The organism is Nitratireductor sp. OM-1 (assembly GCF_003296175.1).
Taxonomy (GTDB): domain Bacteria; phylum Pseudomonadota; class Alphaproteobacteria; order Rhizobiales; family Rhizobiaceae; genus Nitratireductor; species Nitratireductor aquimarinus.
Genome location: NZ_CP029208.1, coordinates 1,682,792 through 1,695,991 on the forward strand (window position 1 = coordinate 1,682,792; position 13,200 = coordinate 1,695,991).

Genomic DNA, 13,200 nt, shown 5'->3' on the forward strand with positions numbered 1-13,200 from the left:
TGGGAACCGTGTAATTTCCCGGCCAGGGAACACAACACACCACAGGCGGCAACGCCACGGGGGACTTATGAAGAAGCTTACTTTGGGGCTTGCTGTCGTTGTCGGGACCATTCTGGCCGGCGGGGCACAGTCTGCCGATCTCTCCACCGGCGACTATTGCCCGGTGGCCGGGAATGCCAAACTTCTCACCATCGAAAACAACGCCACCCTCACCAATGAGGTCGTCCGCCTGATGGATGAGGCCGTCGCCGTTGCCGACAGCCCGCAATGGATCAATTCGGGCCGCCCCGCTTTCGTCTGGGCCTCCGAGGCCAAGGTCGCCTGCGGCAAGGCCTATGGCTATCTCCAGTCCGCCTACCGGGATGAGGACTATCTGAACAAGTGCGAGTGTTTCCACTCGCGCATGGTTCGGTACATGTATTGATCTGCCGTAGATCCGGGTGCCTGGTGTCCCGATGAGAGTGTCTTCCGAGCCGTTGCTGCGCCCTGAAGCAATTTCAGGAAAAGTGGAAACCGGTTTTCCGTCCGGAATTGCTCAAAAGCGCTCTGGTGATCGCGCGTTTTTGCTCGCGCGTCTGACGCGGCCTCTTGCGGTCTGCGCCATGCTGGCTCTCGCCGCCTGCCAGTCATCCGGCGTCGAAGACACGCTCAATGTCGAAGACAGCAAGGTTGCATCCTCCGCAGCCGGGCTCGAGACCATCGGCTCCGGGCCCGTGACAATCGGCATGGTCACCGGGCTTGCAGGCGCCGCGCGCGCCTCCGAACGCGATTACCGCGATGGCGCGAAGCTCGCCGCGCAGCAGCTTGGCGGAGATGCGGTCACGCTCGCCATCTACAACGCGCAAGCCAATGCCTCAGGCACGAAAACTGCGGTTGATGCGCTCGTCGAGCGCGGCGCGAAGATCATCATCGGCCCGGCGCAGGCCGGTCTTCTGAACGCCGTTCCATCGGGCGGCAATCCGCCTGTGGTGGCGTTCGTCACCAATGGCGCTCAGCGCAAGAACGGCGTCTTCGCCTTCCTGTCCGACGCGGTCGACAGCAGCATCGAGGCTGCGGCCTACGCCATTGGCGCGGGCCGCAAGAAGATCGTGATCATTCACGCTGCCGATGCAGATCAGGCCAGTCTTGCGCGCCTGCGTTCCGGTATTTCTGCCAAAGGCGGCACGGTCATCGCAGACATTCCGGTCTCGGCCAACTCCACGAGCGAGCTTGCATCCAGAGCCGCGCAGCTTCAGGGGGCGCAGGCCATCGTTCTTGCCCCCGGCCTGCGTTCGCCGGCAGCCACGCTGGCGGGGCTTCGCGCCACCGGCGCATTGCCGGCCAGCGCGCTCATCCTCGCCACGCCCGACTTTCCGCCCGGTCCCGCAGGCGCAGGCGTTCTCATGTGCCGTGTCGATCAGCTGGCCGTCGGCGAAATTACCGAGCGCTTCCGCACCGAATTCGGCAGGGCCATGTCGCGGGATGCGGCCTATGGTTTCGATGCCGCAGCCCTCGCCATCGGCATCGCCCGCGCCAGAGGGGCTGCCGGGCTGACAAGCGGCACGCTCACCTCGCGCTCCGGCTTCCGGGGCGTGCTTGGCTCGTTCCGCTTCTCGTCATCGGGCGCGGTCGAGCGCAACTGCTCCATCTACCGGGTGGAGGGCAATGCCTTCAAAATGCATGATCCTGCGCCCAACGGCTTCTGATCTTGGCCTTTTCTTGCCCTATACCAAAGGGGCCTTGGCATTCGAGTAAAACGCCGCTTAAATGATTTCCGGGAGTGAACTGGAAAATGCATTCGGTCGCGTTGCGCGGCCACAATCGGGCGTGGGAGGCCTCGTTTGGCGAATTGCATTGCTGGCGCGGTTTCAGGGAAGATGGAGGAAAATCTCCCCTCTGGACCTGCCACAAATCAAGATGAGTGGGTGTTTCCCCGTTTCCATGAAGCGGTGAGGGCAGCCGCTATGCGCATGCATGCCGCATCTTTGCTGTGCGCCCGGCACAGCCACAGAAGCGTTCAGCACATTTCATCCGGTTTTCCGGCGTCGTCCCGGCGCTTCATGCCGAAGCAGACCGCCGGACGCGCCAATGGGCCGGACGCGCCAATGGCGCCAATGGATTGTCCTGCCATCTCGTTGATCCATGTGAAGGAGCAGGACGGATCGTAACCTAGGATTCCGGCCCGCAGGCGCGGGCGCGGCCCAAGGCAAGGGAGGAATATATGACCGAAGTCTCGATGACGGTGAACGGCAAGGCGGCGCGCGCCTCTGTGCCGGACAATACGCTTTTGGTGGATTTCCTGCGCGAGCATCTGCGTCTCACGGGCACGCATGTGGGCTGCGACACCAGCCAGTGCGGGGCCTGTGTCGTTCATGTCAACGGGCGCGCGGTGAAGAGCTGCACCACGCTCGCTGCGTCGGCCGAAGGGGCCGAGGTCACCACCATCGAGGGGCTGGCCAATGGCGAGCTTCATCCCATGCAGGCGGCTTTCAAGGAAAATCACGGTCTGCAGTGCGGCTTCTGCACGCCCGGCATGATCATGTCGGCAACCGACATGGTTGCCCGCTATCAGGCCGCCGGCAAGGAGCTGACCGAAGAGGCGATCCGCCACGAGCTGGAAGGCAATATCTGCCGCTGCACCGGCTATCACAACATCGTTCGGGCCATTCAGGATGGCGCGGCGAAGATGGCCGCAGGCTGAGGGAGGATAGACATGACGGAACAAGGCATTGGCGCGCGCGTCCTGCGCAAGGAAGACAAGCGCTTCATCACCGGCAAGGGCCGTTACACCGACGATATCCGCAATGAGCGGCAGGCCTATGCAGCCTTCGTGCGCAGCCCCCACGCCCACGCGAAGGTCACCGGCATCGACAGTGCCGAGGCGGAGAAAATGGACGGCGTGATCGCGGTCCTCAACGGCAAGCAGCTCACCGGTGATGGCATCGGCAATCTCATCTGCGGCTGGGCCGTCAATTCCAAGGATGGCAGCCCCATGAACATGGGCGCATGGTCGGCGCTCGCCACCGACAAGGTGCGCTATGTGGGCGATGCGGTTGTCCTCGTGGTGGCCGAAACGCAGGCGGCGGCCCGCGCGGCGGCGGAAGCGGTGGTCGTTGATTACGAGGAGCTGCCGGCAGTCGTCCACGCGGTCGACGCGCTGAAGGACGGCGCGCCGCAGGTGCATGAGAATGCGCCCGGCAATTTGATCTTCGACTGGGGCATCGGCGAGGAGGCAGCGGTCGACAAGGCGCTTTCGGGCGCAGCCCACGTTACCGAGCTTGAGATCGTCAACAACCGCCTGTCGCCCAATCCGATGGAGCCGCGCTCGGCCATCGCCACCTATGACGAGGCGGAAGACCACTACACGCTTTACACGACCAGCCAGAACCCGCATGTGGCGCGGCTGGTGCTGTCGGCCTTCTATCAGGTCGCGCCGGAGCACAAGCTCCGGGTCATCGCGCCGGATGTGGGCGGCGGCTTCGGCTCCAAGATCTACATCTATCCCGAAGAGATCGCCTGCCTCTGGGCGTCCATGAAGACGAAGCGCTCGGTCAAATGGACATCGAGCCGTTCCGAGGCGTTCCTGACGGATGCGCATGGCCGCGACCATGTCTCCACCGCGCGCATCGGCTTTGACGAGAACAACCGCATTGTCGGCCTCAAGGTCGATACGGTCGCCAATCTCGGCGCTTATATGTCGCTGTTCTCGTCGGCGGTGCCGACCTATCTCTATGCGACGCTGCTTTCGGGCCAGTACGACATCGCCAACATCTACTGCAATGTGCGCACGGTCTACACCAACACCGCGCCGGTGGACGCCTATCGCGGCGCCGGTCGTCCGGAGGCGTGCTTCCTCGTGGAGCGGATCATGGAAACGGCGGCGCGGGAGCTGGGCGTCGATCCGTCAGAGCTGCGGCGCGCCAATTTCATCAAGGCGTTCCCGCACCAGACGCCCGTCATCATGACCTATGATGCGGGCGACTTCGCCGCCAATCTCGATCAGGCGCTGGAGGCCGCGGATTACAAGGGCTTCCCCGCCCGCCGCGAAGAAGCCGCCAAGCGCGGAAAGCTGCGCGGCATCGGCCTCGCCTCCTATATCGAGGCCTGCGGCATTGCCCCTTCGGCAGCCGTCGGCTCGCTGGGCGCGGGCGTCGGCCTTTGGGAAAGTGCGGAAGTGCGGGTCAATCCCGTCGGCACGATCGAGGTTCTCACCGGCAGCCACAGCCACGGGCAGGGACATGAGACCACCTTCGCCCAGGTGGTGGCGGAGCGTTTCGGCCTGCCCATCGAGAATATTCAGATCGTCCATGGCGACACCGACAAGGTGCAGTTCGGCATGGGCACCTATGGCTCGCGGTCCGGCCCGGTCGGCCTCTCGGCCATCGTCAAGGCGCTCGACAAGGTCGAAGCCAAGGTCAAGAAGATCGCCGCCCATGTGCTGGAAGTTTCCGAAGACGATCTGGTCGTTGAGAATGGCGAGGTGAAGGTCGCCGGCACCGACCGCGCCATGGCCTGGCACGAGGTCGGCCTTGCCGCCTACACGGCGCACAATCTGCCCGCCGGCATGGAGCCGGGGCTCAAGGAGGGCGCGTTCTACGATCCGGAAAACTTCACTTTCCCGGCAGGAACCTATGTCTGCGAGGTGGAAGTCGACCCGGAAACCGGCGAGACGAAAATCATCCAGTTCGTCGCCTCCGATGATTTCGGCACCATCATCAACCCGATGATCGTGGAAGGCCAGGTGCATGGCGGCATCGCCCAGGGCGTTGGCCAGGCCATGCTCGAAACCGTGGTCTACGACGATGAAGGCCAGCTCCTTTCGGCCAGCTACATGGACTACACCATGCCGCGCGCCGACAATGTGCCGAGCTTCGTCATCCACCATCATTCCACCAAGAGCCCGTCCAACCCGCTCGGCATGAAGGGCTGCGGCGAGGCCGGGGCCATCGGCACGCCGCCGGCGGTCATCAACGCCATCACCGATGCAATCGGCAACAACGATCTCCAGATGCCGGCCACGCCGCCGCGCGTGTGGGCGGCGTTGCAGGCTGCCTCAACCAAGATCGCTGCAGAATAGGGAGGCCTGCCATGTATGACGTAACCTATCACCGCGCCACCAGTGTCGACGATGCAGCGGAGAAATTCGCCGCAGCCTCCGACGGGCAGCTGCTCGCTGGCGGCCAGACCCTGCTCCCCACCATGAAGCATCGGCTGGCCGCTCCTTCAGACCTGATCGACCTGCGCGGCATTGCCGATCTTGTGGGCGTCAGCGTGTCCGGTCGCAGCGTCACCATCGGCGCGATGACCACGCATGCGGCCGTCGCCGGGAATGCGGAGCTCGCAAAGCTCTGCTCGGCCATCGTCAAGCTCGCCGGCGGCATTGGCGATCCGGCGGTGCGCCATCAGGGCACGATTGGCGGCTCCATCGCCAACAATGATCCTGCGGCGGACTACCCGGCAGGCCTCATGGCGCTTGGCGCGACGATCCACACAAACCGGCGCGAGATCGCTGCGGATGATTTCTTCACCGGGCTGTTCTCCACCGCGCTTGATGAGGGTGAGATCGTCACGGCGGTCAGCTTCGACGCGCCGGAAACCTGCGGCTACGCAAAATTCCCGAACCCGGCCTCGCGCTATGCGATGACGGGCGTCTTCGTCGCGAAAGGCGGCGATGGCGCGGTGCGTGTTGCGGTCACCGGCGCAGGCTCGGATGGCGTCTTCCGCCATGACGGGCTTGAGCAGGCTCTTTCGAAAGACTGGTCTTCTGCCGCCGTGGATGGCGTGTCCGTCTCCGCCGATGGCCTCATGTCCGACATCCATTGCGATGCCGCCTATCGCGCCAATCTCATCAAGGCCATGGCCAAACGCGCGCTCGCCTGACCGGGATCACGAGATGCAAAAAAAGGCCGGGCGTCTCGCGCCCGGCCTTTTTCGTTATAAGTGTTCAGCCGTTATGTGTCTGAGAGCCCGTCTGCCCGGACTGGGATTCCTCTGCAGGTGGCGGCGCGGCTTTGGAAACCTCCCGCGCCACGGTGCGGTCGCGTCCGTCGTTTTTGGCCTCATACAGATAACCATCGGCCCGCTTGAACAGCGTGCCAAGCGTGTCCTGCGGAGCCTTCTCCGCCACGCCGAAGCTTGCGGAAAGGTCGATGCCCTTCTGCGTCAGCGGAAAGTCGTCGGCTGCAAGGTTCCGGCGCAGGCGTTCGGCCATGTCGCGTGCGCTGGCGAGGTCGGTGTTGGGCAGGAGTAACGCAAACTCTTCGCCGCCGATCCGACCCACAATGTCGGTGGACCGCGCCGTCTCCAGAAGCATGGCGCCGAAGACCTTCAGCGCCGCATCACCGGCACTGTGGCCATGGGTGTCGTTCAGGAGCTTGAAGTGGTCGAGATCGCACACGATGAGCGACATGGCTGCTCTGCGCCGCGAATTCACAAGCCTGTTGGCGCGTTCTTCGAAACCCCGGCGGTTCAGAATGCCCGTCAGCCCGTCGCGGTCGCGATCGCGCCGCAGGTCTTCCATCATGTCGGTCAGAATGGTGGCGAGCACGGCCAGCGCCAGCATGGCCCCCAGCACCGAGAGCGAGAGCTGGAGCGTCTGCCAGAACAGCGAGCCATCCGGCGCAATGCCATCATGCGCTATCGCCGGGCCGGTGGTGAAAAGCGTGCGCGGAAAGAAGTGAATGGCGAAGACCAGCAGCACCCAGAAGAGCACCCGGTCCGCAGCACCTGCACCCTTTGTCGGCCGCAGGCGCAGGGCGTTGATGAGCAGAATGGCGCCATATCCGAAATTCTGCACATAGATGCGCATCAGCAGGCTTGGCTCGACATAGGAGAAATACCAGAGCGGCGCCATGATGGCGATCATCAGGGAAATGCCGGCTAACAGACTGAGCCGTTTGCCGGCGCGTTGTAACATGCCGTCGCTCGCCAGCAGCACGGCCAGCGTATAGAAAAAGCCGGAAAACAGCACATTCGGACCAGGCCCCGCCGGCCATTCCAGAAGCTGCAAGGTCATGCCCATGCTCAGGAAGGCGCAGGCGGCTGCAAGAATGGCGGAATTCAGCTGCCGCCGGTCCACGAGCCACACCCAGACGAAGCCGAGGGCGAAAAGGAGCATGATCGCAGGACCGACAAAGCCGGTCATGTTGATCGCAGGGGTGTTCTCCATCATGCTTTCCAGGCGTGTCGCGAAAGGGCTTCGCAGGGGCGAAACGTTCGAAGTCTCCAGAGAACTTCCCTAATGTCACATTCATAACAAAGGCTGAAGGCCTTCTTTTCATACTATCCCACGTTGTTTCCGTGCGCGCGCACCCGTCTGTGCCAATGCTCCGCCGGTGCAGGCCATTGGCCCTTTTCGCGCGGATCGGATAAGTGGCTCTGGATCGCCGTGGTTCATTCGGAGCCGCCGCGATCCAGGCGGTTGATGCAAGTCCGGTTTTTCAGAGCGTGGGGGACGCATGGAAGAGTATTTGATCCTGGCGGTCGCGGCGTTCTTTGCCGGCACGCTCAACACGGTCGCAGGCGGCGGCACGTTTCTCACCTTCCCGGCGCTGGTCTATACGGGTGTGCCCGTCGTTGCGGCAAACGCGACAAGCGCCGTCGCCGTGTTTCCCGGCTATCTGGGCGGAGCGCTGGGCTTCCGTTCGGAGCTCGCGGCTTTCGACCGGTCCAGGCTTCTGCGCATTGCCGGCCTCACGGCCATTGGCGGGCTGATCGGCTCGCTCCTGCTGCTGGTGTCTTCCAACGAAGCGTTCTCGTTGGTGGTGCCTTTCCTGCTGGCAGCCGCCACGCTCATCTTCGCCTTCGGCGCCCGCATTCAAAGCTGGGCGCGCCGCCACGGTTCGGGCGGTGGCGAGGCAGGTGAGGGGCGGATCAGCACCCTCGTCGTCTCCATCTATGGCGGCTATTTCAATGGCGGTCTGGGCATTGTCCTGCTCGCCCTGTTTTCGCTCTGGGGCATGCGTGACCTCAACACGATGAACGGCCTGAAGAACGGTCTGTCCTTCATCCTCTCGGCCATCTCGGTCGCCACCTTCGCGCTTGCCGGCATCGTTGCATGGCCGCAGGCGCTGGTGATGATGGCAGCCGCCACCATTGGCGGCTATGCGGGTGCACCGCTGGCCCGCGCGCTGCCGCCTGCCGTGGTGCGCGCGGTGGTCATTCTGGTCGGAACGGTGATGAGCCTGGTCTTCTTTGTCAGGCTCTTTTGAGCCGACTTATCGCCCCGCCGCTTCCCACACCATGGCCCGCCGCCAGCGCGCCGAAGTAACCCTGCTCGGCCGCCCGGCTATAGCCGCCGCTATGCGAAAACAAAACTCCGACCGGATAGACGCTCACATTGGTTCCTTAAAACGCAAAAGGCCCCGACGGGAACAACAATATTCCCGGCGAGGCCCAGATGCCAAAATCTTATTAGGTCTTAAGCCTATCTCGCGAAACGAAGCTATCAAGGGCGTGTCGAGAGGATTGTCTCTCGCGACGTCAGTTGTGCTGGAAAAGCCCCGATAGATAGGCGGCTATGAGGAAATCTGCGTCCTTCAATGATAATTTATTGACAAAATATCTGGAAATGTTTTCTTTTGATTGGGAGGCCGCTCATAACGCGCGGAAAACATGCGTCTGTCGTCAAACTGGACTAACAGTTGGGGCCAGATGCAGCCGGGTTCAATGAGACATCTCGGCCTACCCTTCAAATGGGAGCACCTATGCCGCAGCTCGGACAGGACACGTTACTGGAAATTCGTTCACTCGCCGTCAAATTCGGCTCGAACCGGGTCGTGGACGATCTGAGCTTCAGGGTCGCGCCGGGGCGCACGCTGGCCATTGTGGGCGAGTCCGGTTCCGGCAAATCGGTCACCTCGCTCTCCATCATGCGGCTGATCGATCACATGAATGGAACCATCGCCAAGGGCGAGATCCTGTTTAATGGCGGTAACGGTCCGGTCGATCTCGCCAAGGCCCCGGTCGAAACCATGCGCAAGGTTCGTGGCAAGGACATCGCCATGATCTTCCAGGAGCCGATGACCTCGCTCAACCCGGTCTTCACCATCGGCGACCAGATCACCGAAGTGCTGATGCTGCATGAAAGCGTTTCCAGAAAAGAGGCGCTGCGTCAGGCCGGCGACCTTCTGGAGATGGTGCGCCTGCCGGATGCCCGCGCGCTGCTGTCGCGCTATCCGCACCAGCTTTCCGGCGGCATGCGCCAGCGCGTCATGATCGCCATGGCGCTTGCCTGCAAGCCAAAACTCCTGATCGCCGACGAGCCCACCACCGCGCTCGACGTAACCATTCAGGCGCAGATCCTCTCCATCATCCGCGACCTGCAGGAAAAGCTCGGCATGGCGGTCATCTTCATCACGCACGACATGGGCGTGGTGGCCGAGGTGGCCGACGAGGTGGTCGTCATGTGGCGCGGCCAGAAGGTCGAGGAAGGCCCGGTCGACCAGATCTTCGCCAATCCGCAGCATGCCTACACGCAGACCCTTCTGTCCGCCGTCCCCACCCTTGGCTCCATGGCCGGCGAGAAATATCCCAAGCGCCTGCCGGTTGCCGTCATGGATGGCGAAACGCCCCGTCTCGTGGGCGAGGAGCATCTTCAGGACACCGCGCGCTACGATCAGTCCCCGATCCTCACGCTGAAGAACCTGGAAACCCGTTTCGATATCAAGAAGGGCTTCTTCGGCGGCGTCACCCATCGCGTTCACGCGGTGGAAAAGGTCAGCCTCGACATCTGGCCGGGCGAGACCCTTTCGCTGGTCGGCGAGTCCGGTTCCGGCAAGTCCACCATCGGCCGCACCATCCAGCAGCTTCAGGAAGCGACAGGCGGCGAGATCTTCTTCGAGGGCAAGGCCATTTCCGCCATGTCGTCGGCCGAGCGTCACAGCCTGCGCCAGAAGGTGCAGTATGTCTTTCAGGACCCGTTCGCCTCGCTTGATCCGCGCCGCACGGTCGGCTTCTCCATCGCAGAGCCCATTGTCACGCATGGCCTGATCGAAGGCGCCGCCGCCCGGCAGAAGCGTGTGGATGAACTGCTTGAGCGCGTCGGCCTCAAGGCCGAGCATGCGCGGCGCTACCCGCATGAATTCTCCGGCGGCCAGCGCCAGCGCATCTGCATCGCCCGCGCGCTTGCCTCGCGGCCCAAGCTCATCATCGCCGACGAGGCGCTGTCGGCGCTCGACGTGTCGGTGCAGGCGCAGATCATCAATCTCTTGATGGAGCTGCAGGCTGACGAGGGCCTGTCCTACCTGTTCATCAGCCACGACATGGCCGTGGTCGAGAAGGTCAGCCACCGCGTCGCCGTGCTCTATCTGGGGCAGATCGTGGAGGCGGGGTCGCGCGAGGCCGTGTTCGAGCGCGCCACGCATCCCTACACGAAGAAACTGCTCTCGGCGGTTCCCATCGCCGACCCGACAAAGCGGCCCGACCGGCCCATGCTCGAAGGCGAAATCCCGAGCCCTGTGCGCAGGGTCGGCGACGAGCCCGAAATTCAGCCTCTGGTGGAGATCGCGCCCGACCATCTGGTCGCGCAGAACGCCGCAGGCTGATTGCTGGAACACAAACGCAGATGAAACGGAGGACTTTGACATGAAACTGGGCAATACACGCGGCGCGTTACTCGCCGCCGTGCTGGCGGCTCTGCCGTTCGGCGTCATGCCGGCGCAGGCCGCAGGCACGCTCACCATCTCTTCCCCGCAGGACCCGGGCAGCTGGGACCCGATCGACACCTTCCTGGTGAACTGGTCGTCCGTCGCCACCAACATCTATGATGGCCTGGTCTATCGCGGTCCCGACACGAAGATCGTCCCCGGCCTCGCCACCGAGTGGGAAGTGCTCGACGAGGGCAAGCGTCTCCGCTTCAAGCTGCGTGAAGGCGTCAAGTTCCACAATGGCGAGGATTTCAACGCCGACGCCGTGAAGTTCACCTTCGACCGCCTGCTCGGCGAAGAAGGCAAGAAGGGCCCGCAGCGTTCCAACTACGCCGTGATCGAGAAGGTCGACGTCATCGACGATTTCACCGTCGATCTGATCCTCACCCAGCCCGATCCGGTGCTGATCACCAAGCTCGCCGGCTATGGCGCGATGATCGTGCCGCCGAAATACGTCACCGAGAACGAAGAAGACTTCGTCAACGCAAATCCCGTTGGCACCGGTCCGTTCAAGATGGCATCCTACGAGCCGAAGGTCGGCGTGAAGCTTGAAGCCTTCGCCGATCACTGGGGCGGCGCACCGAAGCTCGACGCCGTCGAGTACCGCTTCATCTCGGAGCCGGCCACCGCCGTTGCCGAGCTGCAGGCCGGCCGTGTCGACATCGTCATTCCGCCGACCATCCCGATCTCCATGGTTCCCACCATCGAGGCCGACGACAAGCTCGAAATCGTTTCCGTCACCAGCCCGACGGTCTATGCCCTGCGCTTCAACACCGGCAACGGCATCACCGCCGATGAGCGCGTGCGCAAGGCCATGATCATGGCCGTGGATCGCGAGGCCATCATCGACGCCGTTCTCGGCGGTCAGGCCAAGCAGATCGCATCGTTCCAGTCGGAACTGTCCTTCGGTTACGACCCGGAGATGGAGCCGCTGCCGTTCGACCAGGCCAAGGCCAAGGAACTGCTGAAGGAAGCCGGCGTTGCGCCCGGCACGGCTGTTCAGATCGACATTCGCGGCAATGACGCCACCTTCGGTGAAGTCACCCAGGCGGTTGCCAGCTACCTGCAGATGGCCGGCCTCAACGCCACCATCAAGCCGTATGAGACCAACGTTCTGCTCAACGACATCATCCCGCAGGGCAAGACCGGCGAGATGTTCCAGCAGAGCTGGGGCGGCTGGACGCTCGACTACGACAACACCGCTTACCTGATGTACCACACGGGCGAGCGCTGGAACCCGTATGACAGCGACGCGGAGCTGGATGCGCTTCTGGAATCGCAGCGCCCGATGATCGATGTCGATGCGCGTGAGAAGGTGCTGCAGGAAATCGCAGCCTACGCAGCCGACCGCGCTCTCGAAATGCCGCTCTACAACCTCAATGCGCTCTACGGCGTCAACAAGCGGGTGAAGAACTTCATCGCGCCGCCGGACAGCCGCATGCGTCTCAACGAGGTTGAGGTCGAATAGTCCTCCTCAGCATTTTGCGGTCGGGTGCTCTCAGCCGACCGCGCACAAATGCGAAGGTCAAAGGACTGCGACTTGCATGTCGGGGGCGGCCCGTGTCGCCCCCGGCCCCTTGAACATCGCGCACCGCAAAAGGATCACGCGGCGCGCAACGAATTTATCCCGGAGGCTCTGGTGGCCAGTTTTCTTCTCAAACGCATCCTGCAGGCGGTGTTCGTCGTTTTCGTCGTCACCCTCACGGTGTCGTTCGCCATCCGGCTGACCGGCGACCCGGCGCTCATGCTGTCCCAGGGCGCGGGCAGCGTCACGGAAGAGGATCTGGCGAACATCCGCCAGGCGCTCGGCCTCAACGAGCCCTTCATCACCCAGTACTGGGATTTCATCAAAGGGCTGTTCGTTGGCGATTTCGGCCGCAGCTTCCTTGGTGGAACCTCGGTTTCCATGCTCATTTCCAAGGCCCTGCCGGCCACGCTGGCGCTGGCCTTCTCGTCCATGTTCGTGTCCATCGCGATTTCCATTCCGCTTGGCATTCACGCCGCGGTCAACAAGGGCAAGACCGCCGATCAGGTGATCCGCATCCTGTCGCTGGTCGGTCTTTCCTTCCCGAATTTCTGGCTCGCCATCATGCTGGTGCTGGTGTTCTCGGTGATGCTGCAATGGCTGCCGCCTTCGGGCATGGGCGGCTTTGCAAGCTACATCATGCCGGCGGTCACCATGGGCGTCATTCTCACGGCCACCAATGTGCGGCTGGTGCGCACGGCCATGCTTGAGACGCTGCGCTCGCAATACATTCAGGTGGCGCGGGCCAAGGGGCTGAGCGAGACCAAGGTGCTCTACAAGCACGCGCTCAGAAACTGCGCCATTCCGCTCATCACCTATTTCGGCCTCCAGTTCGGCGGCCTTCTGGGCGGCATCGTCGTCATCGAGCGCGTGTTCAACTGGCCGGGCCTCGGCACGCTGGCCTTCGATGCGGTGGCCGGTCGTGACTATCCGGTCCTTCAGGCGGTCATCACCGTTCTGTCGCTGCTCATCATCGGCATCAACCTGCTGGTCGACATCGCCTACGGGCTGGTCGATCCGCGCATCCGCAACCGCTAGGAAAGGACGCAA

Annotated in this window: 10 protein-coding genes; 9 read left to right on the top strand and 1 reads right to left on the bottom strand. The window is 63.0% G+C overall.

Going from position 1 to position 13,200, the window contains the following annotated elements; all coding sequences use genetic code 11:
• Window positions 1-67: 67 nt before the first annotated feature.
• The 5 genes from DEJ54_RS07980 to DEJ54_RS08000 all read left to right on the top strand — a co-directional run bounded on the left by DEJ54_RS07980 (window position 68) and on the right by DEJ54_RS08000 (window position 5,859).
• Window positions 68-424 carry a hypothetical protein gene (locus tag DEJ54_RS07980; RefSeq protein WP_113152804.1) on the top strand — a complete coding sequence of 119 codons (357 nt, stop codon included), beginning with the start codon at window positions 68-70 and terminating at the stop codon, window positions 422-424.
• Between the two features lie 139 nt (window positions 425-563).
• Window positions 564-1,685 (top strand): ABC transporter substrate-binding protein, encoded by a 1,122-nt coding sequence (locus tag DEJ54_RS07985; RefSeq protein ID WP_245447740.1) that lies wholly within the window; start codon window positions 564-566, stop codon window positions 1,683-1,685.
• Between the two features lie 515 nt (window positions 1,686-2,200).
• Window positions 2,201-2,680, top strand: a complete 480-nt coding sequence (locus DEJ54_RS07990; RefSeq protein WP_113154102.1) for a (2Fe-2S)-binding protein — start codon at window positions 2,201-2,203, stop codon at window positions 2,678-2,680.
• Between the two features lie 12 nt (window positions 2,681-2,692).
• A complete protein-coding gene (locus DEJ54_RS07995) occupies window positions 2,693-5,056 on the top strand; it encodes a xanthine dehydrogenase family protein molybdopterin-binding subunit (RefSeq protein WP_113154103.1) in 2,364 nt (787 codons plus the stop codon).
• 11 nt (window positions 5,057-5,067) lie between these two features.
• Window positions 5,068-5,859: a xanthine dehydrogenase family protein subunit M gene (locus DEJ54_RS08000; protein ID WP_113154104.1), complete on the top strand. Its 792-nt coding sequence runs from the start codon at window positions 5,068-5,070 to the stop codon at window positions 5,857-5,859.
• A 64-nt stretch (window positions 5,860-5,923) separates the two neighbouring features.
• On the opposite strand, the gene DEJ54_RS08005 is transcribed toward DEJ54_RS08000, so the two are convergent.
• A complete protein-coding gene (locus DEJ54_RS08005) occupies window positions 5,924-7,147 on the bottom strand; it encodes a GGDEF domain-containing protein (RefSeq protein ID WP_245447743.1) in 1,224 nt (407 codons plus the stop codon).
• A 289-nt stretch (window positions 7,148-7,436) separates the two neighbouring features.
• Between DEJ54_RS08005 and DEJ54_RS08010 the strand changes: the two genes are divergently transcribed.
• The 4 genes from DEJ54_RS08010 to DEJ54_RS08025 all read left to right on the top strand — a co-directional run bounded on the left by DEJ54_RS08010 (window position 7,437) and on the right by DEJ54_RS08025 (window position 13,188).
• On the top strand, window positions 7,437-8,189 hold the full coding sequence (locus DEJ54_RS08010; RefSeq protein ID WP_113154105.1) for a sulfite exporter TauE/SafE family protein: 753 nt from the start codon (window positions 7,437-7,439) through the stop codon (window positions 8,187-8,189).
• A 495-nt stretch (window positions 8,190-8,684) separates the two neighbouring features.
• On the top strand, window positions 8,685-10,523 hold the full coding sequence (locus DEJ54_RS08015) for an ABC transporter ATP-binding protein (protein WP_245447744.1): 1,839 nt from the start codon (window positions 8,685-8,687) through the stop codon (window positions 10,521-10,523).
• 40 nt (window positions 10,524-10,563) lie between these two features.
• Entirely contained in the window at window positions 10,564-12,093 is a 1,530-nt protein-coding gene (locus DEJ54_RS08020; RefSeq protein ID WP_113154107.1) for an ABC transporter substrate-binding protein, read from the top strand.
• 171 nt (window positions 12,094-12,264) lie between these two features.
• Window positions 12,265-13,188, top strand: coding sequence for an ABC transporter permease (locus DEJ54_RS08025; protein ID WP_113154108.1), 924 nt, complete (start codon window positions 12,265-12,267; stop codon window positions 13,186-13,188).
• Window positions 13,189-13,200: the final 12 nt, after the last annotated feature.

Excerpts from the sequence above, each read along its gene's own strand:
- DEJ54_RS07980 (WP_113152804.1), top strand. The coding sequence starts at position 68 with ATGAAGAAGCTTACTTTGGGGCTTGCTGTCGTTGTCGGGACCATTCTG.
- DEJ54_RS07990 (WP_113154102.1), top strand. The coding sequence starts at position 2,201 with ATGACCGAAGTCTCGATGACGGTGAACGGCAAGGCGGCGCGCGCCTCT.
- DEJ54_RS07995 (WP_113154103.1), top strand. The coding sequence starts at position 2,693 with ATGACGGAACAAGGCATTGGCGCGCGCGTCCTGCGCAAGGAAGACAAG.
- DEJ54_RS08000 (WP_113154104.1), top strand. The coding sequence starts at position 5,068 with ATGTATGACGTAACCTATCACCGCGCCACCAGTGTCGACGATGCAGCG.
- DEJ54_RS08005 (WP_245447743.1), bottom strand. The coding sequence starts at position 7,147 with ATGGAGAACACCCCTGCGATCAACATGACCGGCTTTGTCGGTCCTGCG.
- DEJ54_RS08010 (WP_113154105.1), top strand. The coding sequence starts at position 7,437 with ATGGAAGAGTATTTGATCCTGGCGGTCGCGGCGTTCTTTGCCGGCACG.
- DEJ54_RS08015 (WP_245447744.1), top strand. The coding sequence starts at position 8,685 with ATGCCGCAGCTCGGACAGGACACGTTACTGGAAATTCGTTCACTCGCC.
- DEJ54_RS08020 (WP_113154107.1), top strand. The coding sequence starts at position 10,564 with ATGAAACTGGGCAATACACGCGGCGCGTTACTCGCCGCCGTGCTGGCG.